Genomic DNA, 21,203 nt, shown 5'->3' with positions numbered 1-21,203 from the left:
GTGTGGCGAGGAAACGGACGCGGACATGGGCAGCCTCCTTGTCGAACGCGTCGTGTGTGAACCCCTGGGGGGAAACCCCCGGACGGGGGAGTGGAAGAGACGGCGGGCGGAGGTCCGGCGTCCTCCGCCCGCCGCCGCTCAGCCGCCCTTGACGGGCAGTTCCTTGATCCGGACGTTCCGGAAGGACACCTGGTCGTCGGCTCCGTGGTTCTGGATGCCGAAGTGACCGTCGGTGAGGCTCCGGGCCGGATCGGTGTTGGTGAAATCGTTGATCTTCACGCCGTTGAGCCAGACGCGGAGCCGTTCGCCCTCCACGCGGATCTCGTACGTGTTCCACTCCCCCGCCGGGTTCAGCGCGCGGTCGCGCTTCTTCAGGTCGGCGGAGCGGAAGCCGTAGACGGACCCGGTCGTCTTCTCGGGCACGTCCGTGGCGTCGATCTGGATCTCATAACCGTTGTTCACGGCCGACCACGGGTCGTCCGAGGGCGGGAAGCCCACGAACACACCGGAGTTGTCGTCGCCGGCCAGCTTCCAGTCGAGCTTCAGCGAGTACGCGCCGAAGTCCGACGCGGCGTACCAGAGCATCCCCATGCCACCGGTCGAGGTGATGGTGCCGTCGTCGTCCAGGGTGAAGGAGCCCGGGCCGGCCTGCCGCCAGCCCTCCAGCGACTCCGCGGTGCCGTCGAACAGCGGACTGTATCCGTTCTCCGGTCGACAGTCGGCCTGCGCCTCGCCGATCGCATACAGGATGCCGCCGACCAGATGCTGCCGGAAGGCGGGATCCACGTACGATTCCTTCGTGTGGCCGCCGCCGGTGTAGAAGGCACGGCCGCCCTGGTAGTTCTGGCACCAGACGATCGGATGGTCCCCGCTCATCGTGCCGCCGGTGTACGACGACTCGTCGAGCGAGGCGAGGACATGGGCCCGTTCCCGGGGATTGGAGCGGTAGTTGTACCACTCGTCGGTCCGGTTCCAGGTTGGCCCCAGTGCCGAGGTGGCCGGGTGGGCGCGGTCCTCGACGACGACCGTCGCGGGCTGGATCGCCGGGTGCGACTGGAAGTAGGCACCGGCGAGGCCGCCGTAGAACGCCCAGTCGTACTCGGTGTCGGCGGCGGCGTGGATGCCGACGTAGCCACCGCCGTTGCGGATGTAGCCCTCGAAGGCCTTCTGCTGGGTCGCGTCCAGGACATCGCCGGTCGTGGACAGGAAGACGACCGCGTCGTAGCGCCGGAGGTTGCCCGAGGTGAAGGCGCCGGCGTCCTCCGTGGCGTCGACCGTGAAGCCGCTCGTCCCGCCGAGCTCCTTCAGGGCGGCGACGCCGTCGGGGATGGAGTCGTGCCGGAAGCCGGCCGTCTTGGAGAAGACCAGCACGCGTTCCCCGTCACGCCCGCCCTGTGAGGCGGCGGGGCCGGAGACGCAGCCCAGGAGCACAGCGGCTCCGACAACTGCCGTGGTCAGTCGACTGGTTGAGCGCATCGCGAGTACCTCCTGTCAGCCGGTGGTGAAGGTGAAGTCGTCCACGTCGAACAGGGCCCCGGATCCGGTGCCCCCCTTGAAGACCAGGTAGAGCGTGGTGGTGCCCCTCGGTGCGCGGGACAGGTCGGCGCCGACGTCCTGGAAGGTCTCCCAGCCGCCGGTCACCGGGACGGTCGCCCTGCCGAGCAGGGTGCCCGTCGAGGACCCCGCGCGGATCTCGAGGGTGCCGCCCGCGCCGCCGGAAGAGACGCGTGCCGACAGAGACTTGGCGTTGCCCAGCACGTACGGCGTGAAGGAGATCCAGTCGCCGTTGTCGATGTCACCGACCGTCCTGCCGCCGTGGGCGGTGGCCTTGTCGATGACGGTGATGCCGGAGCTGTTGCCGAAGTGCTCGGCCTGGCGGTGCCTGGGCTGGACGACGTTCTGGTCGTGCGTGGTCAGAGCGGCCTGGCCGCCGTCTCCGTTGTCGGTGTACTCGGCGTCCATCACGCCGAAGATGTTGGCGTCCTCGTCGTGGCCGCCGTCGGCGCTGGTCTGGATGGTGCCGGTGCAGCCGTTCGCGGAGGTCACCGGGTGGCCGTGGCTGTCGTGACCGAGGACGAAGGTGACCGTGACCTTCGAGCAGTCGATGGTGCCGTCCTCGGGGTCGGTGACCGCGACCTTGAAGGGGATCGCGTCGCCGAAGCTGAACAGCTGCCCGTCGCGCGGGAGTTCAAGGGTCACCTTGGGCGCGGTGTTGCCGACCACGATCTGTACGCTCGCGCTGCCCGTGCGCCCCGTGGCGTCCTTGGCGGTGAGGGTCGCGGTGTACGTCCCGTTCTTCCTGTACCTGTGCGTCGGGTTCGCCGCCGTGGACGTGCCGCCGTCGCCGAAGTCCCAGGCGTACGTGAGGGCGTCGCCGTCCTGGTCGCTGGTGCCCTCGGAGGAGAACCGCACCTGCAGCGGCGCCTGTCCGGACGTACGGTTCGCGGCGGCCTGGGCCACCGGTGAGTGGCCGTCGGTGGCGTTCTCGATGCGGTACAGGGCCGAGTGCTCGTCGCCGCCGAACCAGGAGACGCCGTAGTCGAGGACGTACAGCGCGCCGTCCGGGCCGAAGGCCATGTCCATCACCTGGGTGCCGGTCCACGGGATGTCGTTGATCGACTGGACCGCCCCGTCGGCGTCGCTGGTGATCCGCTTGATCCAGCGGCGGCCGAACTCACCGGCGAAGAAGTCACCGTCGTAGGCCTCGGGGAACTTCACGGGCGAGTCGAGCGAGGCGTCGTAGTGGTAGACCGGGCCGCCCATCGGGGACTCGGAGCCGGTGCCGAACTCCGGTACGGAGCCGCCGTCGTAGGGGATCCAGGCGGCCTGCGCCGGGGGCAGGTCGGTGAGGCCGGTGTTGTGCGGCGAGGTGTTCTTCGGGGCGGCGCAGTCGAAGGCGGCACCGGATGTCTGCGTCGCGAAGTCGTAGTCCACGTAGGCATCGTTGTCGCCCGTGCAGTAGGGCCATCCGAAGTTGCCGGGGCCGGTCACCCGCGCGAACTCGACCTGGCCGCCCGGTCCTCGGGCCGGGTCGGCGGCGCCCGCGTCGGGGCCGTAGTCGCCGACGTAGAGGATGCCGGTGGTCTTGTCGACGCTGAACCGGAACGGGTTGCGGAACCCCATGGCGTAGATCTCGGGCCGTGTCCTGTCCGTGCCGGGGGCGAAGAGGTTGCCGTCGGGGACGGTGTACGAGCCGTCGGCGTTCACCTTGATCCGCAGGATCTTGCCGCGCAGGTCGTTGGTGTTGGCCGAGGAACGCTGGGCGTCGAAGGCCGGGTTGCGGTTCGCCCGCTCGTCGATGGGGGTGAACCCGTCCGACTGGAAGGGGTTGGAGTCGTCGCCCGTCGACAGGTACAGGTTGCCCGCCGCGTCGAAGTCGATGTCGCCGCCGACATGGCAGCAGATGCCGCGCGAGGCCGGGATGTCGAGGATCTTCTTCTCGCTGGCGGAGTCGAGGGTGCCGTCGGTGTCGAGCACGAACCGGGAGAGCCGGTTGACGCCGTCGAAGGGCGCGAAGTCGGCCGCGGTGCCGGTCTCGGGGGCGTCGCCCGCCGGGGTGTCCGACGGGGGTGCGTAGTAGAGGTAGATGAAGCGGTTGGTGGTGAACTCCGGGTCGACGCCGATGCCTTGGAGGCCCTCCTCGTCATGGGAGTAGACGTCGAGCCTGCCGGCCGGCTTGGTGTTGCCCGCCGCGTCGGTGAGGCGGAGTTCGCCGTCGCGCGAGGTGTGCAGGACCGAGCGGTCCGGGAGGACGGCGAGCGACATGGGCTCGCCGACCTCCGGTTCGCCCTTGGCGAGGGTGACCTGCTGGAAGTCCTCGGCGGCGACCGCTGCCGGAGCGGCTTCCGGCTCGGCGACGGCTGCGCCGGCCTGGGGAGCGGTCAGGGTGAGGGAGGCGCCCGCCAGCAGGGCGCCGCTCACCAGCGCCACCGTCTTGCGGAAGGTCGGGCGTCGTCTGTGGGACTCGATTCTGTCGGTGTGGGTGGTGCCGTCTTTCCCGTGCACGAATGCCTCCAGAACGGGGCCGGTTGTACGGGCGGGTGCGGTACGCCGGGATGCGCCGTCATCCCGGGGAGTTGACAGACAGTCAGTTGCCGAACGCCGCGTCGAAGGAGGCCGACGGCGGCTCGAAGTCGTATGCCTTGAGGCTCTTCAGTGCCTCGGGGGCGCCCTGGAGCCGGTCCATTCCGGCGTCCTCCCACTCGACCGAGATGGGGCCCTGGTAGTCGATGGAGCGCAGCATCCGGAACACGTCCTCCCAGGGGACGTCGCCGTGTCCGGCGGACACGAAGTCCCAGCCGCGGCGCGGATCGCCCCAGGGCAGGTGGGAGCCGAGGCGGCCGTTGCGGCCGTCGAGGCGCTTGCGGGCCTCCTTGCAGTCCACGTGGTAGATGCGGTCGCGGAAGTCCCAGAGGAAGCCGACGGGGTCGAGGTCCTGCCAGACGAAGTGGCTGGGGTCGAAGTTGAGGCCGAACGCCGGCCGACGGTCGACCGCGTCCAGGGTGCGGACGGTCGTCCAGTAGTCGTAGGCGATCTCGCTGGGGTGGACCTCGTGCGCGAACCGCACGCCCTGCCCGTCGAAGACGTCGAGGATGGGGTTCCAGCGGGTCGCGAAGTCCTCGTAGCCGCGGTCGATCATCGACTCTGGGGCCGGCGGGAACATGGCGACCAGGTGCCAGATGGCGGAGCCGGTGAAGCCGATGACGGTGTCGACGCCGAAGGCGGCCGCGGCCCGCGCGGTGTCCTTCATACGGTCCGCCGCGCGCCGCCGGACCCCTTCCGGGTCGCCGTCGCCCCACACCTCGCTCGGCAGGATGGCCTGGTGGCGTTCGTCGATGATGGCGTCGCAGACGGCCTGGCCGACCAGGTGGTTGGAGATGGCCCAGCACTTCAGGCCGTACTTCTCCAGGAGTTGGTGGCGCGAGGTGATGTACGTCGGGTCGGTCAGGGCCTTGTCGACCTCGAAGTGGTCGCCCCAGCAGGCGAGTTCGAGCCCGTCGTAGCCGAAGTCGCGGGCCAGACGGCAGACCTCTTCGAGGGGAAGGTCGGCCCACTGGCCGGTGAAGAGCGTGAATGTGCGCGGCATGTCGCTCGCCTCCTCAGACGGCTATGAGCGTGTAGACGGAGTTCTTCTCGGCGCTCTCCTCGACCGCCGCGAGAACGCGCTGGACCTGGAGCCCGTCGGTGAAGGAGGGTTCGGGGCGGCGGCCCTCGGCGACGGCGTGGACGAGGTCGCGGGCCTGGTGGACGAAGCTGTGCTCGTAGCCGAGGCCGTGGCCCGGCGGCCACCAGGCGTCCAGGTAGGGGTGGTCGGGTTCGGTGACGAGGATGCGGCGGAAGCCGGCGTGCACGGCGGGCTCGGTGCCGTCGTGGTACGAGAGTTCGTTGAGGCGCTCCAGGTCGAACGCCAACGAGCCGCGCTCGCCGTTGAGTTCGATGCGCAGGGCGTTCTTGCGGCCGGTGGCGTACCGGGTCGCCTCGAAGGAGGCGAGGGCGCCGGAGGTGAAGCGGCCGGTGAACAGGGCGGCGTCGTCGACGGTGACCTGGCCGGTGCCGGCGGAGGTCACCGCGGACAGCCCGCTGGTGGCGCCGACGGGCAGGGGCCGTTCCCGGACGAAGGTCTCCGTGAGGGCGGACACCCCCGCGAGCCGCTCCCCCGCCAGGTACTGGGCGAGGTCGATGATGTGCGCCCCGAGATCGCCGAGCGAGCCCGAGCCGGCGTGTTCCTTGCGCAGCCGCCAGGTGAGGGGGAACTCCGGGTCGACCAGCCAGTCCTGAAGGTACGTCACCCGCACATGCCGCAGCTGCCCGAGGCGGCCCTCGGCGACCATGTTCCGGGCGTGCGCGGTGGCGGGCACCCGGCGGTAGTTGAATCCGACCATCGCCAACTGGCCGCGTTCATAAGCCTCTTCGGCCGCCTCCGCCATCAGCGAGGCTTCCTCGACCGTGTTGGCGAGCGGCTTCTCGCACAGCACGTGCTTGCCCGCGGCGAGCGCGGCGACGGCGATCTCGGCGTGGCTGTCGCCGGGGGTGCAGATGTCGACGAGGTCGACGTCGTCCCGGGCGATCAGCGCACGCCAGTCGGTCTCGGCCGCCGCCCAGCCGTGCCGGTCGGCGGCGGCCCGCACGGCTGCCGGGTCGCGGCCGCAGATCGCGGACAGGACCGGCTGCCTGGGCAGGTCGAAGACGCGGCCCACGGTGCGCCAGCCCTGGGAGTGGGCGGCGCCCATGAAGGCGTAGCCGACCATGCCCACCCTCAGGGGCGGCTTCTCGGCCCCTTCTGACTGCTGCGGCTGTGCCATGCGCAATGTCCTCCTCGTCGTCGTGGCGCGGTGGGGGGTGCCTCCCGCCCGACGGGCCGCTGCGGCCTGCCGGGCGGAACGCCTCACTTGAAGCCGGTGGACATGTACTGGTCGATGTTGGTCTTGTCGACGACGGCCGAGTAGAGCGTGAGCGAGGCCGGGATCTCGAACTCGGCGAGGCCGCCGATACCCTTGCTCTGGCCGAGCGCGCGGGCGAGGTCGATCGCGGACGCGGCCATGGTCGGCGGGTAGAGGACGGTCGCCTTGAGGACACCGTCGTCCTTCTTGATCGCCTGGAACGCGGAGAGCGCGCCCGCGCCGCCGACCATCAGGAAGTCGTCCCGCCCGGCCTGCTCGATGGCGCGCAGCGCGCCGACCCCCTGGTCGTCGTCGTGGTTCCACAGCGCGTCGAACTTCGACTGGGCCTGCAGGAGTTGGGCCATCTTGGCCTGCCCGGACTCCACGGTGAACTCGGCGGCCTGACGGGCCACCTTCTTGATGTTGGGGTAGTTCTTCAGCGCGTCGTCGAAGCCCTTGGTGCGCTGCTGGGTCAGCTCCAGGTTGTCCAGGCCGGCCAGTTCGATGACGCGGGCGTCCGACTTCCCCTTGAGCTTCTCGCCGATGTAGTGACCGGCGTTGAGGCCCATGCCGTAGTTGTCGCCGCCGATCCAGCAGCGGTACGCCTGCGGGGTGTTGAAGATCCGGTCGAGGTTGACGACCGGGATGCCCGCGCGCATCGCCTGCAGTCCGACCTGGGTGAGGGCCTTGCCGTCGGCGGGCAGCACCACCAGGACGTCGACCTTCTTGTTGATCAGTGTCTCGATCTGGCCGATCTGCGCGGCCGTGTCGTTGGAGCCCTCGGTGATCTCCAGGGTGACGTCCGAGTACTTCTTGGCGCGGCTCTTGGCGTTGTCGTTGATGGCGTTGAGCCAGCCGTGGTCGGCCTGCGGTCCGGCGAAGCCGATGGTGACCTGCTTGCCGGGCTTGTCGTCGGCGGCCGGCTGGTCGTTCGCGGCCGGTTCGTCGTCCGAGTCGTTACTCGTGCAACCCACGAGGAGGGCACCGGCTCCTATGGCGGCGGTACCGAAGAGCAGCCCTCTGCGGCTGGTGAGCTCTGGCATGGCGGTGAACCCTTTCCTCAGGTCGTGCTTGCGGTACGGCGCTGGACCAGCACGGCGGCGACGATGATCGCGCCCTTGGCGATCTGCTGGACGTCGCTCTGCAGGTTGTTCAGGGCGAAGATGTTGGTGATCGTGGTGAAGATCAGGACCCCGAGCACGGAGCCGGTGATGGTGCCGCGGCCGCCGCTGAGCAGCGTGCCGCCGATGATCGCGGCGGCGATCGCGTCGAGCTCGTAGAGGTTGCCGTTGGTGTTCTGGCCGGAGCCCGAGAGGATGATCAGCAGGAAGGCGGCGATGCCGCAGCACAGCCCGGACAGCAGGTAGAGGTAGAGGCGTTGGCGGCGGACGTCGATGCCGGCGAGGCGGGCGGCCTCCGCGTTGCCGCCGACCGCGACGGTGCGGCGGCCGAAGGTGGTGCGGTTGAGGACCAGCCAGCCGATGATCGTGACGACGGCGAAGACCATGACGAGCGGCGGGATGCCGAGGACGTACGCGTCGCGCAGCCCGAGGTCCAGGACGCTGTCGACGGTGACGATCTGTGTCTTGCCGTCGGTGATCTGCAGGGCGAGGCCGCGCGCCGAGGCGAGCATGGCGAGCGTCGCGATGAAGGGGACCATCCCGCCGTACGCGATGAGCAGTCCGTTGACCAGGCCGCAGCCGAGGCCCACGAGGACCGCGGTGAGGAGGATGCCGCCGAAGCCGTACTCCTGGGTGGCGACCGTGGTCGCCCACACGGAGGCCAGCGCGACGATCGCGCCGACGGACAGGTCGATGCCGCCCGACATGATCACGAAGGTCATGCCGACCGTGACGACACCGATCACCGAGCCCTGGGTGAGGACCAGTTGGAGGTTGCGGGTGTCGAGGAACTCGTCCGGCTTGGTGATCCCGCCGACCACGATCAGTGCGGCGAGGACCCCGAGCAGGGAGAGGGTGCGGAGGTCGACTCGGGCCAACAACCCTCGCCAGAGGGGTGGTCGGGTCACGGGGGCGGTCTTCCCGGTGCTGTCCCGGGGCGGGGAGACGTGCTGCGTCATGACGCCGGGCTTCCTTCCATGACGAGGTCCAGTACGCGGGATTCGTCGAGCTCGCGGGCGGGGGCCGTGTGTACGACACGGCCCTCGCGCAGCACGAGGACGCGGTCGGCGAGGCCGAGCACTTCGGGCACCTCGCTGGAGACGAGCAGAACGGCGAGGCCTTCGTCGGCCAGTCGACGGACGACTGCATACAGTTCACTGCGGGCACCGACATCGACGCCGCGGGTCGGCTCGTCGAGGAGCAGCACCCGGCAGCCGCGCAGGAGCCAGCGCGCGAGGACGGCCTTCTGCTGGTTGCCGCCGGACAGGGTGCGGACCGGGACGGACGGGTTGTCGGGCCGCAGGGACAGCTCGCGGGTGGCCGCCCGCGCCGCGCCGAGTTCGGCGCCGCGGTCGATCCAGCCGCCGCGTGAGAAGCGGGACATGGTGGAGACCGAGACGTTGCGGGTGACGGACTCCAGCATCAGCAGGGCCTGCGCCTTGCGCTCCTCGGGGGCGAGGCCGAGTCCGGCGCGGACGGCGGCGCGGACGCTGCCGGGCTTGAGCGGTCGGCCGTCGACCAGGACCTGCCCGGAGGTCGGCTTCCGTGCACCGTATACAGTCTCCAGTATTTCGGATCGGCCGGATCCGACGAGACCGGCCAGTCCGACGATCTCGCCGGGGTGCAGGGTGAGGTCGAAGGGCTCGAACTCGCCTTCCCGGCCGAGGCCTCGGACCTCCAGGACCGGTGTGCCCGTGGGAGGCGACACGGGCCGGTCGGGAAAGACGTACTCCACGTTCCGTCCCGTCATGAGCGCCACGACCTCACGGGTCGGGGTCGACTTCGCGGGCAGCCCGCCCGCGACGGCCCGTCCGTCCTTCAGCACGGTGACCCGGTCGCCGATCCGCCGGATCTCCTCCAGCCGGTGGGAGATGTAGACGACGGCGACGCCGTCCGCGGTGAGGTCGCCGACGATCCGGAAGAGGTTGTCGACCTCGTCCGGGTCGAGGGCGGCGGACGGTTCGTCCATCACGATGAGCCGTACGTCGTGGGAGAGTGCCCGCGCCATGGAGACGATCTGCTGCTGGGCCGCCGACAACTCGCCGACCAGGCGGGCCGGGTCGATCTCGGGGTGCCCGAGTCGCTTGAGCAGCAGGCCGGTCGACACGCGGGCCGCCTTGCCCCGTACGACGAATCCGGCCGCCGTCGGTTCGTGGCCGAGGTGGACGTTCTCGGCGACCGACAGGTGTTCCACCAGGTCGAGTTCCTGGTAGATGGTGGCGATGCCGAGGCGCATGGCGGCGATCGGCGAGCGCAGGGTGACCGTTTCGCCGCGCCAGGTGATGGTGCCGTCGTCGGGCTGGTGGGCGCCGGCCAGGACCTTGATGAGGGTGGACTTGCCGGCCCCGTTCTGGCCGAGCAGACAGTGCACTTCACCGGCCTGGACGTCGAGGTCGACGCCGTCGAGGGCCCTGACTCCGGGGAACGACTTGGTGATGCCGGACATGCTGAGGAGCGGTGGTTCTGGTGCCATGTGTGGTTCCCCTCGGCTGGCGTGCGGGCCGTTTCAGGGCAGGGCGAGGCAGCGGGTTGTGCTGGTGAGCTGTGCCGGACCAGTGGCTTGCGCGGACTTGCGCGGGCCTCTTCGGGCTCACGCAGGCCTGTTCGGGCTTACGCGGGTGAGAACAGGTGGTCGCTGATCAGTCGGGCCGCGCCGATGACTCCGGCGGTGGGGCCCAACTCCCCCAGAACGATGGGCAGGTTGCCGGTCGCGAGAGGCAACGACTGGCGGTAGACCTGGGTGCGGATCGCGGCGAGCAGGGTGTGGCCGAGGCCGGTCACCCCGCCGCCGATCACCACCAGGCCGGGGTTGAAGAAGCTGACCAGGCCGGCGATGACCCGGCCGGTGCGGTTGCCGCCCTCACGGATGAGGTCGAGGGCGGTGGCGTCGCCGGCGGCGGCCGCGGCCGCGACGTCTATGGCGGTCAGGGTGCCGTTGGTCTCCAGCCGGGAGGCCAGTTCGGCGGAGCGTCCCTGCTGGGCCGCGTCGACGGCGTCCCGGGCGAGGGCCGCCCCGCTGAAGTGGGCTTCCAGGCAGCCCCGGTTGCCGCAGGCACAGGGGCGGCCGTCGGGCACGGCCTGGATGTGCCCGATGTCGCCCGCGCTGCCCGTCGCACCGCGATGGACCTCACCGCCGACCACGATGCCGCACCCGATACCGGTGCCGATCTTGACGCAGAGAAAGTCGCCCACGGAACGCGCGACGCCCGCGTGCTGCTCCCCCATCGCCATCAGGTTCACGTCGTTGTCGACCATGACCGGGCAGCCCAGCTCCTGACTGAGCGCCTCCCGGACCGGGAAACCGTCCCAGCCCGGCATGATCGGCGGAGCCACCGGAACACCCTCGGGGAAACGAACCGGCCCCGGCACGCCGATACCGGCACCGTCGAAACCCTCCGCGAGCCCCGTCGCCTTCAACTTCGCCGCCATGGACAGGACTTGCTCGAAGACCGCGACCGGGCCCTCACGGACGTCCATCGGTTGATTCAGATGCCCCAGGATCTCCAGCTCGGCGTTGGTGACGGCGACATCGATCGAGGTCGCGCCAATGTCCACGCCGAGAAAACGCAGGTTGGGGGCGAGCCGGATGTTGTGGGAGCGGCGGCCGCCGCGCGAGGCGGCGAGTCCGTCGGCCACGACCAGGCCCGTCTCCAGCAGCCGGTCCACCTCCACGGCCAGTTTGGACCGCGACAGGTCGACCTGATCGCCGAGCTGTGCACGGGAGTTGGGACCCCCGTCACGCAACAGCTTGAGCAGCCGGGCCTGATGAGAATTCGCGGGTCGTGCCGTCATCCGTCTCACGAGCCCCTCCCCGCCTCACTCGGCCGCCTGCCGTCGTGCTTTCGAGGGGAACGTAGCAGCGGCTGCCCTACCTGGGAAGAAGCTGTGCACGAATTGGTGCCGACTTTCTCCACTCACAGGACAAAGGAGAGAGCCGAGCACAATGGATCGTCGAACGCGTCGGCTCAGCGGGATCGGACGCGTCGGCTCAAGGGGGCGGCAGGGCTCAGGACTTGGCCCGGGCGTGGTACGAACGCCGTGTGTGTTCCGTGTGTTCGCGCATGAGCTGCGTGGCGCGCGTCTCGTCACGGTCCATGATCGCGCCGATCAGCTCCCGGTGTTCGACCCAGGACTGCTGTCCGCGCTGCCGGGCGATCGGCGCGTAGTACCAGCGGACGCGCCGGTCGACCTGCGCGGCCAGCTCGGCGAGAACGGCGTTGCCGGCGAGTTCCATGACCTTCGCGTGGAAACGGGCGTTGAGCAGGACCGCGGCGTCCACGTCGTCCGCTGCGACGGCCCGCATGCCCTGCTCCTGGATGTCGCGCAGGGCCTCGATGCCGGCCTTGGACGCGTTGGCCGCGGCGAGCCGGGCGGCTTCGGCCTCCAACAGCGTACGGACGGTGAGGAGTTGGTCCGCCTCCTCCTCGGTGGGCTCGTGCACGAACGCGCCCTGCGCGGGCCGCAGATCGACCCAGCCCTCCGTGTTCAACCGCTGCAACGCCTCACGCACGGGCTGACGCGAGACGCCGAGATGACCGGCGAGCTCGCTCTCCACCAGGTGCTGGCCGGGCTGCAGGGCACGGGTGGTGATGAGTTCGAGCAGCGCCTCGTAGACACGGTCGCGCAGCGGGCCGGGGCGTTCCAGTTTGGGCACCGCACCCTGTGGCAGTCCTGGCGTCGACAACATCGGTCGGTCCCCCTCCTGGGCAGTGCGAGACGACTGCAGTCCGAAAGTCGGCATGAATTGTCTTTCGTCTACAGCCTACGGCGCACCGTAGCCAGTCCGTCACGGAGTCGACCGCGTCACACCCCGTCGTACCGGCAGGTCACGGGCAGCGGACGACCTGTCCCGCGTACGACAGGTTCCCGCCGAACCCGAAGAGCAGCACCGGGTCCCCGGTGGAGAGGGCGCCCTGCTCGACGAGCTTGGAGAAGGCGAGCGGGATGCTGGCCGCGGAGGTGTTACCCGATTCGGCGACATCCCGTGCGACGACGGCGTTGACGGCGCCGATCCTCTCGGCGAGCGGCTCGATGATCCGCAGATTGGCCTGGTGCAGGACGACCCCGGCGAGCTCCTCGGGCGTGAGCCCCGCCCGCTCGCAGGCCTTGCGGGCGAGGGGCGGCAGCTGGGTGGTCGCCCAGCGGTACACGCTCTGCCCCTCCTGCGCGAACCGCGCGGGCTGCCCCTCGATGCGCACCGCGTTCCCCATCTCGGGCACCGAACCCCACAGCACGGGCCCGATACCGGCCTCGTCGCCCGGACCGCCGGCCTCCACGACGGCGGCCCCCGCCCCGTCGCCGACGAGCACACAGGTCGTGCGGTCGGTCCAGTCGGCCACGTCGGACATCTTGTCGGCGCCGATGACCAGCGCCCGGGTCGCGGCGCCCGCCCGGATGGTGTGGTCGGCGGTGGCCAGGGCATGCGTGAAGCCCGCGCACACCACGTTGACGTCCATCGCGGCCGGCGAGGGGATGCCGAGCCGGGCGGCGACCCGGGCGGCCATGTTCGGGGAGCGGTCCACGGCGGTGGACGTGGCGACCAGGACCAGGTCGATGTCGCCGGGCGCGAGACCGGCGGCGGCGAGCGCCTTGGCGGCGGCGTGCGAGGCGAGCTCGTCGACGGGCTCGTCGGGCCCCGCGATGTGACGTGTGCGGATGCCCACCCGGCTCCTGATCCACTCGTCACTGGTGTCGACCAGGCCCGCCAGGTCCTCGTTGGTGAGTACCTTGGCGGGCTGGTAGTGGCCGACGGCGGCGATGCGCGAGCCGTTCATTGGGTGGTCCCCCTCGTTGCCTTGGGTAGCGGGATCCACCAGTCTGATCAGTGACTCGCGGGTACGACGGCAGCTAAGGCGACAGGAAACCGGCGCCGAGGTTGTCGGCTTCTGTCAGGCACTCGGACGCCCGAACACTTCTGAGACGCTCACTTGGTGAACAGCTGCGTCGCCTTCTGCACGAGTTCGTACAGGCCATAGGCGAGCGGCGCCCCCACCCACAGCCAGGCGAAGGCGATCAGCGGGCGCCGGTCAGGCGGACTCTGACTGCTGTCGTTCTGCGACATCGGCGGCCTCCCTCGGTGCGGGGATGTGGTGACGGACGTGGACGGGCCGGACCAGTTCGTTGGCGACGAAACCGATCGCGAGCAGCCCGATCATGATGAAGAGGGACATGGTGTAGAGGGAGGAGCCGTCCTTGCCGGCGTCCTCCTGCCGGTCGGCAATCCAGTTCACGATCAGCGGTCCGAGGACACCGGCCGTGGACCAGGCGGTGAGCAGCCGGCCGTGGATCGCGCCGACCTGGTAGGTCCCGAAGAGGTCCTTCAGATAGGCGGGGATCGTGGCGAAGCCGCCGCCGTAGAAGGAGAGGATCACCAGGGCGCACAGGATGAACACCGGCTTGGACGAGTCGCCGACCAGCGCGATGAGCAGATACATCAGCGCGCCCGCGCCCAGGTAGAGGCGGTAGATGTTCTTGCGGCCGATCAGGTCCGAGGTGGACGACCAGCCGATACGGCCCGCCATGTTGGCCGCCGACAGCAGCGCGACGAAACCGGCCGCGGCCGACACCGACACCGGCGTCGAGGTGTTCCTGAAGAAGTCCGTGATCATCGGGGCGGCCTTCTCCAGGATGCCGATGCCCGCGGTCACGTTCATGCAGAGCACGACCCACAGACACCAGAACTGCGGGGTGCGCACGGCACTGCGGGCGGAGACCTGCGGCCCCGCGAGAATGCTCGGCCCGCTGTCGCCGATGGGCTTCTCCGTGCGCGGCACCCGCACGAGCAGCACGCCCAGCGTCATGAAGACCGCATACGACAGACCGTGCACGAGGAACGCCGCCGCGATCCCGGAGCTGTCGGAGCCGAACGACTCCAGCATCTGCGCCGACCAGGGCGAGGCGATCAGGGCGCCGCCTCCGAAGCCCATGATGGCGATGCCGGTGGCCATGCCCGGCCGGTCCGGGAACCACTTGATCAGTGTGGACACGGGCGAGATGTAGCCGATGCCGAGGCCGATGCCGCCGACGAAGCCGTAGCCGAAGACGATCAGCCAGTACTGCTCGGTGTACGCGCCGAGTGCGGAGAGCAGGAACCCGGACGAGAAGCAGATCAGGGCGACGGTCATCGCCCAGCGCGGTCCGTTGCGTTCGACGAGCGTGCCGCCGAACGCGGCCGAAAGACCGAGCATGACGATGCCCAGCTGGAAGGGCAGCGCGCTCTGCGTACCGCTGAGGCCGAGCGCGGACTCCAGGGGCGGCTTGAACACGGACCAGGCATACGCCTGACCGATGGAGAGATGGACCGAGAGCGCGGCTGGGGGAACGAGCCAACGGCTCCAGCCGGCGGGGGCGACGGGGGGACTCATGATCCCGGACGGTAGGGAGAACCAAGGGAGTTGAGAAGGCGGCGCGTCGAAGGTATGCGATGAACGGTATGCAGCACGCGCCGAACGGTCGGACCGGCCGGTTTCCATATCGCACCCACCACTGTGCGTACTCTTGTCGACGCCTCGGCCATACTGTAGACAATATGGGGTCGACGACATTCGACATCGTGCATCCACTCCGCGGTACACCCTCGACCGAACGGAGAGCCACCCAGTGACAGTCGCAGCCCTCGGCGCCGGAGCCATCAGCGACCTCCTCGCCCACCGGACCGCCGCATGACGGAACACGGGCCGAAGACGTACCCGCGCCTCACCCACCCGTTCGTCAGGGACACACGCGACGAGCCGTTGCGCAGGGCGAGTTGGGAAGAGGCGCTGGACCGTGCGGCCCGGGGTCTGCGGCGCAACCGGGACGCGTTCGGCCTGCTCTCCTGCGCCCGGGCGACCAACGAGACGCACTACGTGGCGCAGAAGTTCGCCCGGGTCGTCATGGGCACCAACAACGTCGATTCCTGCGACCGCGCCTGCCACGCCTCGAGCGTCGCGGGACTGTCGGCCGTGTTCGGTTCCGGTGGCGGCACCTCCTCCTACGAGGAACTCGAGCAGACCGACGTCATCGTGCTGTGGGGCTCCGACGCCCGCCCGGCGCGCCCGGTCTTCTTCCAGCACGTCCTGAAGGGGATCCGCGGCGGTGCCCGGATGTACGCGGTCGATCCGCGGCGGACGTCCACCGCTCGGTGGGCGGACGGCTGGCTCGGCCTCAACGTGGGTACCGACATTCCGCTGGCGCACGCGATCGGCCGGGAGATCATCCACGCGGGCCTCGCCAACGAGGCCTTCATCGGGCGCGCGACAAGCGGCTTCGAGGAGTACCGGGCACTGGTCGAACCGTGGACGCTGTCTCTCGCGCAGAAGGTGACGGGCGTACCGGCCTCCGCCATACGGGAGTTGGCGCACGCCTACGCCCGCGCCGACCGGGCCCAGCTGTGCTGGAGCCTCGGCGTCACCGAGCACCACAACGGCACCGACAACGTCCGCGCCCTGATCGACCTCTCCCTGCTGACCGGCCACATCGGCCGCCGCGGCTCCGGCCTGCAGCCCCTCTCCGGCCAGGACAACGTGCAGGGCGGCATCGACATGGGCGCCGTCCCCCACCGCCTCCCCGGCTTCCAGGACATCCTCGACCGGGGCGCCCGGCTGAGGTTCGAGTCGGCCTGGGGCGCCGCCGTCCCGCCGCACTACGGGCTGAACGTGACGGAGATGTTCGAGGAGATGGAGTCCGGCACCCTGCGGGCCGTCCACTGCCTCGGCGGGGACCCGGCGCGGTCGCAGCCGGACGGTGCGCGGACCGTACGGCGGTTGAAGGCTCTCGACTTCCTCGTCGTACAGGACATCTTCCTCACCGAGACCGCGGAACTGGCCGACGTGGTGCTGCCCGCGGCCGCCGGCCGGGTGGAGAGCGAGGGCACAACCACCAGCGGGGAACGCCGAGTTCAGCGGGTGCGCAAGGCGGTCGACCCGCCCGGTGAGGCCCGTGACGACGTCGGCATCCTGTGCGAGCTGGCGCGGCGTCTCGGTCACGACTGGAAGTACGCCGACGCCGAGGCCGTCTGGAACGAGGTGCGGACGCTGTCCCCGGACCACCACGGAATGACGTACGAGCGCCTGGAGCGGCACCACGGCATCCAGTGGCCGTGCCCCGACACCGACGGGATCGAACCGCCTTTTCTGCACGGCAGGTTGTGGGAGGCGGATCCGGCCGAGCGGGGCAGGCTCGCGCCGTTCGGCATCGTGCGGCACGATCCCCCGATCGACCTCACGGACGAGCAGTACCCGGTCCGGCTGACGACAGGACGGCGGCTCGACTCCCGCAACACCGTGGTGCGGGGCGGGAGTTTCGCCTCGGCTCTCCGGCGTGGCGAGTGCGTCGAGCTGTGTCCGGAGGACGCCGAGCGCTACGGGGTCGTGGTCGGCGAGCAGGTGCGGATCTCCTCGCGGCGCGGATCGGTCCTCGCACCGGTGTGGATCGACACCGCCCTGCGGCCGGGGCTCGCCTTCATGACGCTGCGCCTCCCGGACGGGGTGGACATCGACCGGCCGACGGCCGGGGCCGCTTGCCCGATCGCGGGGACGGCTGAGTTCAGGGCGACGGCCATCCGGATCGACAAGCTGCCCGTCGTGACGTACGTGGGGTGACGCGAGTGGACCTGCACTTCGGCGACAGCGAGCCGACGGACGACGAACGCGCGGCCGCCGACGGGCTGTTGGGGCCTGCCTCCTCCTTCTGGGAGGGCGGGGAACGCTCCGAGGCGGACCTGCGGTGGTCCCGCGGCGGGCGGACGGCCCGGGCCCGCCGCGATCTGCTGCTGCCCGGGTTGCATGCGCTGAACGACCGCGTCGGCTGGATCAGCGAGGGCGGCCTCGCCTATCTGTGCCGACGGCTGACGGTACCGCCGGCTGAGGCGTACGGCGTCGCTAGCTTCTACGACCACTTCTCGGTGCGACCCCGGCCCGCGACCGTGCTCCGCGTGTGCACGGACCTGGTCTGCGCGGCGGTCGGGGCGGCGGAGCTGTGTGCCGGGATCGAGGCGCGGCTGGGCCCGGACAGCGGGGTGGGTGTCGAGCGCGGCGCCTGTCTGGGCCTGTGCGAGCGGGCTCCGGCGGCGCTCGTGGTCAGGGCGGGCGATCCGGTGCGTACGGCGGTGTCGGCGCCGGCGACCGTGCCCGCGGCCGTGCTCGCCGCGGTCTCCCCCGACTCGGCGCCCGAGGAACCACCGGCCGCGAAGGCGGTGCCGCAGGCCGGGGGCGCGTCGCTGACGCTGCTGCGACGCATCGGCGTGGTCGACCCTTCCTCGCCGGACGACTACCGCGCCCATGGCGGCTACGCCGCTCTGCGCCGGGCCTACGAGCTCGGCCCCGCCGGAGTCCTCCGTGAGCTCACCGACTGCGGCCCGGTCGGGCGCGGCGCCGCCTTCCCTGTCGGCCGCATCTGGCTGGACGTCGCGTCGCGGCCCGACCGCCCGCACCATCTGGTGTGCAACGCCGACGAGTCCGGGCCGGGCGCCTTCAGCAGCCGGGTGATCATGGAGGGAGACCCGTACGCGCTGGTGGAGGCGATGACGATCGCGGCGTATGCGATCGGCGCGCATACGGGATACCTCTACCTGCGCGACGCATACCCGCGAGCGATACACCGTATGCAATGTGCCGTCGACCGTGGACGCGCCCGTGGTCTGCTCGGCGACGACATCCTCGGCCGGGGCCACGCCTTCGACATCGAGATCCGGCGAGGTGCGGGCGCCTATGTCTGCGGCGAGGACACCGCCCTGTTCAACGCCATCGAGGGGTTCCGGGCCGAGCCGCGCTCCACACCGCCTCACCCGGCGGAGAAGGGCCTGTTCGGCGGACCGACAGTCGTGGAGGACGTCGAGACGCTGATCGACGTACTGCCCGTCCTGACCCGGGAAGCACCGGCGTACGCGGCCGTCGGCGCGGGCCGCTCCACCGGGACGAAGCTGTTCTGTGTGTCGGGCAGCGTGGACCAGCCGGGGGTGTACGAGCTGCCGTTCGACACCACGCCGGGCGAGCTCCTCGCTCTGGCGGGTGTGCGCGAGGGCCTGCGCGCGGTGCTTCTCGGCGGGGCGGCCGGTGGCTTCGTACGCCCTGACGAACTCGACGTCCCGCTCACCTTCGACGGCACACGGGAGGCCGGCACCGCACGCGGCTCGGGTGTCGTCATGGCCTTCGACGACACCGTGCCGTTGCCGCAACTGGTGTTGCGCATCGCGGAGTTCTTCCGCGCCGCGTCGTGCGGGAGCTGTGTGCCGTGCCGGATCGGGACCGTGCGGCAGGAGGAAGCGCTGCGCCGGCTCGTGGAGCGGGCCGGCGCGGCCGCGGCGGACGATCTCGCCCTGCTCAGGGATGTCGGCCGGGCGATGCGGGACGCCTCGCTGTGCGGTGTCGGGCGGTCCGCGGGGAACGCCGTGGAGTCGGCCGTCGACCGGCTGGGGGTGTACGCGTGACCGTGACAGCGCTGGGGATTCCGCGCCGGATGCTCGCGTTCACCCTCGACGGTGAGGAGACCAGGGTCCCCGAGGGCGCGACGCTCCTCGACGCCTGCCGGGCGGCGGGCACGGACGTCCCCGCCCTCTGCCACGGCGCCGCTCTCGCCCCGAGGAGCACCTGCCGCCTCTGTGTCGTCGAGATCGAGGGCGCGCCCGCGCTCGTCCCGGCCTGCTCCCGCCGGGCCGAGCCCGGTATGGAGGTGCGGACGGACACCGAGCGCGTACGGCACAGCCGTCGGACCGTCCTGGAGCTGCTCGCCTCCTCGGTCGACTTGTCGATGACACCGGGCATCGCCGGGTGGATCGAGGAGTACGGGGCCGAGTCGGACCGTTTCGGCCCGGACGCGGCCCGGCTCGCCGCGGAACCGAGGTTCGACGACGACCTGATGGCGCGCGACCCCGGCAAGTGCATTCTGTGCCGCCGGTGTGTGGACGTCTGCGGCGACCAGGGGCAGAACACTTTCGCCATCGCTGTCTCCGGCCGCGGATCCGGTACCCGTGTCACCGTGGAGCACGACGCACCGCTCACCGACTCGGCGTGCGTGTACTGCGGGAACTGTCTCGACGTGTGCCCGACGGGGGCCCTGTCGTCCAGGTCGGAGTTCGACGGACGCACGGCGGGCACTTGGGATGAATCGGCACAGACCATGACGAGCACGGTCTGTGGGCACTGCGGGGTGGGCTGCGGTCTGACCCTGCACGTGCAGGACAATGACATCGTGAGGGTCACCGCACCGCACGACGACCCGGTGACCCGGGGCAACCTCTGCATCAAGGGCCGTTTCGGCTACCAGCACGTACAGAACCGGGGCTGATCAGGACATGGGACGAGTCACGGAACGACGCAAGGTGATCCGCATCCGGGACGGGGCGATCTCGTCCCGCCCGGACACACTGGTCGCCGAGGAACCGCTGGAGATCCGGCTGAACGGCAAGCCGCTCGCGATCACCATGCGCACACCGGGCGACGACTTCGCGCTGGCGGCCGGTTTCCTGGTCAGCGAGGGTGTACTGGCGGCCGGATCCGATCTGCAGAACATCGTCTACTGCGCGGGTGCGACCGTGGACGGTTCGAACTCCTACAACGTGGTGGACGTGCGGACCGCCCCCGGTGTGGTGATCCCCGACATCACCCTCGAGCGCAACGTGTACACCACCTCGTCCTGCGGCCTGTGCGGCAAGGCGAGTCTCGACGCGGTCCGTACGACGGCCCGCTGGCCCATCTCCGACACTCCCCCGGTCCGTCTCGAACCCGAACTGCTCGCGCGCCTCCCCGACCGGCTGCGCGCGGCTCAGCGGGTCTTCGACCGGACCGGGGGTCTGCACGCCGCCGCCCTGTTCACCGAGGACGGGAAACTCCTCGACATACGCGAGGACGTCGGCCGGCACAACGCCGTCGACAAGCTCGTCGGCCGCGCTCTCCAGAACGACGACCTGCCCCTGTCCCGTGTCGTCCTGCTCGTCTCCGGCCGGGCCTCCTTCGAGCTCGCCCAGAAGGCGGTCATGGCCGGCATCCCCGTCCTGGCCGCCGTCTCCGCGCCCTCGTCCCTCGCCGTCGACCTCGCTGTCGAGACCGGTCTCACCCTCGTCGGCTTCCTGCGCGGCTCGTCCATGAACGTGTACGCGGGAGAGGACCGCATCGCCCTGGAGGCCACGGCCGCTCAGGGCTGACCGCGCCCCTCGAGGGACACCGTCGAGCCCCGAGGCTCGGCCCGAGGATCAGCCCCGGGCGAAGGTCAGCTCCGCCGCCCGCACCACCGACCCCAGGCGCGGGAAGTCCAGCCGTACGGACGCCTCGTGCTCGGCCGCCGTGAACGCGGCCATGGCGTCCTCGACGAAGACGAGGTCGTAGCCGAGGTCACCGGCGGCGCGGGCGGTGGACTCCACGCCGAGGTTGGTGGCGATGCCGCCGAACGCGAGGGTGGTGACGCCGAGTTGGCGGAGGCGGTCGTCGAGGCCGGTGCCCTGGAAGCCGCCGATCGTCCGCTTCACGATCTCGACGTCGCCCTCCTGTGCGAGGCCGGCCGCCAGCCCGCTGCCGGGGGGCTGTTCGGCGATCCCGGGGCGTTCGACGCGGATGAGGACGACAGGGGCGCCCGCCGCACGGAAGGCGGTCGCCAACTCCTCGGAGACGGAGAGGACTTCGGTGCTCTTGCGGGGCTCCAGGGGCAGCGCGACGATCCGGTCCATCAGATCGACGAGGACGAGGGCGCTGCGCGCCGGATCGAGGGTGACGGGTGCGGTCATGACGGA

The 21,203-nt window shown here is 70.5% G+C and carries 17 protein-coding genes; 4 read left to right on the top strand and 13 right to left on the bottom strand.

The genetic code is table 11. The features are described from left to right. Positions 1-138: 138 nt before the first annotated feature. The 12 genes from OHU89_RS39670 to OHU89_RS39615 all read right to left on the bottom strand — a co-directional run bounded on the left by OHU89_RS39670 (position 139) and on the right by OHU89_RS39615 (position 14,865). On the bottom strand, positions 139-1,476 hold the full coding sequence (locus OHU89_RS39670; RefSeq protein WP_405649835.1) for a ThuA domain-containing protein: 1,338 nt from the start codon (positions 1,474-1,476) through the stop codon (positions 139-141). 15 nt (positions 1,477-1,491) lie between these two features. Further along, complete coding sequence (locus OHU89_RS39665) at positions 1,492-4,005, bottom strand: PQQ-dependent sugar dehydrogenase (RefSeq protein WP_405649834.1); 2,514 nt, start codon at positions 4,003-4,005, stop codon at positions 1,492-1,494. Between the two features lie 82 nt (positions 4,006-4,087). Continuing rightward, entirely contained in the window at positions 4,088-5,086 is a 999-nt protein-coding gene (locus OHU89_RS39660; RefSeq protein WP_405649832.1) for a sugar phosphate isomerase/epimerase family protein, read from the bottom strand. 13 nt (positions 5,087-5,099) lie between these two features. Continuing rightward, a complete protein-coding gene (locus OHU89_RS39655) occupies positions 5,100-6,302 on the bottom strand; it encodes a Gfo/Idh/MocA family protein (protein WP_405649831.1) in 1,203 nt (400 codons plus the stop codon). A gap of 83 nt (positions 6,303-6,385) precedes the next feature. Beyond that, positions 6,386-7,423 (bottom strand): substrate-binding domain-containing protein, encoded by a 1,038-nt coding sequence (locus OHU89_RS39650; RefSeq protein WP_266885940.1) that lies wholly within the window; start codon positions 7,421-7,423, stop codon positions 6,386-6,388. Between the two features lie 17 nt (positions 7,424-7,440). Beyond that, positions 7,441-8,460: an ABC transporter permease gene (locus OHU89_RS39645; RefSeq protein ID WP_405649830.1), complete on the bottom strand. Its 1,020-nt coding sequence runs from the start codon at positions 8,458-8,460 to the stop codon at positions 7,441-7,443. After that, entirely contained in the window at positions 8,457-9,974 is a 1,518-nt protein-coding gene (locus OHU89_RS39640) for a sugar ABC transporter ATP-binding protein (RefSeq protein ID WP_405649829.1), read from the bottom strand. The genes OHU89_RS39645 and OHU89_RS39640 overlap by 4 nt, the downstream gene beginning before the upstream one ends. A gap of 137 nt (positions 9,975-10,111) precedes the next feature. After that, on the bottom strand, positions 10,112-11,293 hold the full coding sequence (locus OHU89_RS39635) for an ROK family protein (RefSeq protein WP_405654853.1): 1,182 nt from the start codon (positions 11,291-11,293) through the stop codon (positions 10,112-10,114). A gap of 214 nt (positions 11,294-11,507) precedes the next feature. After that, positions 11,508-12,188, bottom strand: a complete 681-nt coding sequence (locus OHU89_RS39630; RefSeq protein ID WP_046258035.1) for a GntR family transcriptional regulator — start codon at positions 12,186-12,188, stop codon at positions 11,508-11,510. A 139-nt stretch (positions 12,189-12,327) separates the two neighbouring features. After that, positions 12,328-13,275, bottom strand: a complete 948-nt coding sequence (locus OHU89_RS39625) for a beta-ketoacyl-ACP synthase III (protein ID WP_405649828.1) — start codon at positions 13,273-13,275, stop codon at positions 12,328-12,330. Between the two features lie 149 nt (positions 13,276-13,424). Beyond that, entirely contained in the window at positions 13,425-13,562 is a 138-nt protein-coding gene (locus tag OHU89_RS39620; protein ID WP_199924543.1) for a hypothetical protein, read from the bottom strand. Continuing rightward, positions 13,528-14,865, bottom strand: a complete 1,338-nt coding sequence (locus OHU89_RS39615) for an OFA family MFS transporter (RefSeq protein ID WP_267014432.1) — start codon at positions 14,863-14,865, stop codon at positions 13,528-13,530. The genes OHU89_RS39620 and OHU89_RS39615 overlap by 35 nt, the downstream gene beginning before the upstream one ends. 297 nt (positions 14,866-15,162) lie before the next feature. On the opposite strand from OHU89_RS39615, the gene OHU89_RS39610 reads away from it, so the two are divergent. The 4 genes from OHU89_RS39610 to fdhD are packed head-to-tail and all read left to right on the top strand — an operon-like array spanning position 15,163 to position 20,621. Then, positions 15,163-17,082 carry a molybdopterin oxidoreductase family protein gene (locus OHU89_RS39610; protein ID WP_405649826.1) on the top strand — a complete coding sequence of 640 codons (1,920 nt, stop codon included), beginning with the start codon at positions 15,163-15,165 and terminating at the stop codon, positions 17,080-17,082. A gap of 5 nt (positions 17,083-17,087) precedes the next feature. Further along, positions 17,088-18,908 carry an NAD(P)H-dependent oxidoreductase subunit E gene (locus tag OHU89_RS39605; RefSeq protein ID WP_405654851.1) on the top strand — a complete coding sequence of 607 codons (1,821 nt, stop codon included), beginning with the start codon at positions 17,088-17,090 and terminating at the stop codon, positions 18,906-18,908. Next, complete coding sequence (locus OHU89_RS39600) at positions 18,905-19,765, top strand: 2Fe-2S iron-sulfur cluster-binding protein (protein WP_405649825.1); 861 nt, start codon at positions 18,905-18,907, stop codon at positions 19,763-19,765. Before OHU89_RS39605 ends, OHU89_RS39600 begins: the two co-directional genes overlap by 4 nt. A gap of 7 nt (positions 19,766-19,772) precedes the next feature. Beyond that, positions 19,773-20,621 carry a formate dehydrogenase accessory sulfurtransferase FdhD gene (gene fdhD / locus OHU89_RS39595; RefSeq protein WP_405649824.1) on the top strand — a complete coding sequence of 283 codons (849 nt, stop codon included), beginning with the start codon at positions 19,773-19,775 and terminating at the stop codon, positions 20,619-20,621. A gap of 48 nt (positions 20,622-20,669) precedes the next feature. On the opposite strand, the gene OHU89_RS39590 is transcribed toward fdhD, so the two are convergent. After that, positions 20,670-21,197 (bottom strand): isochorismatase family protein, encoded by a 528-nt coding sequence (locus OHU89_RS39590; RefSeq protein ID WP_405649822.1) that lies wholly within the window; start codon positions 21,195-21,197, stop codon positions 20,670-20,672. Positions 21,198-21,203 lie beyond the last annotated feature (6 nt).

It is taken from the genome of Streptomyces sp. NBC_00019, assembly GCF_045041015.1.
Taxonomy (GTDB): Bacteria; Actinomycetota; Actinomycetes; order Streptomycetales; family Streptomycetaceae; genus Streptomyces.
This window is presented reverse-complemented; position numbering and strand designations above follow the sequence as displayed.

Coding starts and splice junctions, on each gene's coding strand:
- OHU89_RS39670 (WP_405649835.1), bottom strand. CDS start 1,476: ATGCGCTCAACCAGTCGACTGACCACGGCAGTTGTCGGAGCCGCTGTG.
- OHU89_RS39660 (WP_405649832.1), bottom strand. CDS start 5,086: ATGCCGCGCACATTCACGCTCTTCACCGGCCAGTGGGCCGACCTTCCC.
- OHU89_RS39655 (WP_405649831.1), bottom strand. CDS start 6,302: ATGGCACAGCCGCAGCAGTCAGAAGGGGCCGAGAAGCCGCCCCTGAGG.
- OHU89_RS39650 (WP_266885940.1), bottom strand. CDS start 7,423: ATGCCAGAGCTCACCAGCCGCAGAGGGCTGCTCTTCGGTACCGCCGCC.
- OHU89_RS39645 (WP_405649830.1), bottom strand. CDS start 8,460: ATGACGCAGCACGTCTCCCCGCCCCGGGACAGCACCGGGAAGACCGCC.
- OHU89_RS39640 (WP_405649829.1), bottom strand. CDS start 9,974: ATGGCACCAGAACCACCGCTCCTCAGCATGTCCGGCATCACCAAGTCG.
- OHU89_RS39635 (WP_405654853.1), bottom strand. CDS start 11,293: ATGACGGCACGACCCGCGAATTCTCATCAGGCCCGGCTGCTCAAGCTG.
- OHU89_RS39630 (WP_046258035.1), bottom strand. CDS start 12,188: ATGTTGTCGACGCCAGGACTGCCACAGGGTGCGGTGCCCAAACTGGAA.
- OHU89_RS39625 (WP_405649828.1), bottom strand. CDS start 13,275: ATGAACGGCTCGCGCATCGCCGCCGTCGGCCACTACCAGCCCGCCAAG.
- OHU89_RS39620 (WP_199924543.1), bottom strand. CDS start 13,562: ATGTCGCAGAACGACAGCAGTCAGAGTCCGCCTGACCGGCGCCCGCTG.
- OHU89_RS39615 (WP_267014432.1), bottom strand. CDS start 14,865: ATGAGTCCCCCCGTCGCCCCCGCCGGCTGGAGCCGTTGGCTCGTTCCC.
- OHU89_RS39610 (WP_405649826.1), top strand. CDS start 15,163: ATGACGGAACACGGGCCGAAGACGTACCCGCGCCTCACCCACCCGTTC.
- fdhD (WP_405649824.1), top strand. CDS start 19,773: ATGGGACGAGTCACGGAACGACGCAAGGTGATCCGCATCCGGGACGGG.
- OHU89_RS39590 (WP_405649822.1), bottom strand. CDS start 21,197: ATGACCGCACCCGTCACCCTCGATCCGGCGCGCAGCGCCCTCGTCCTC.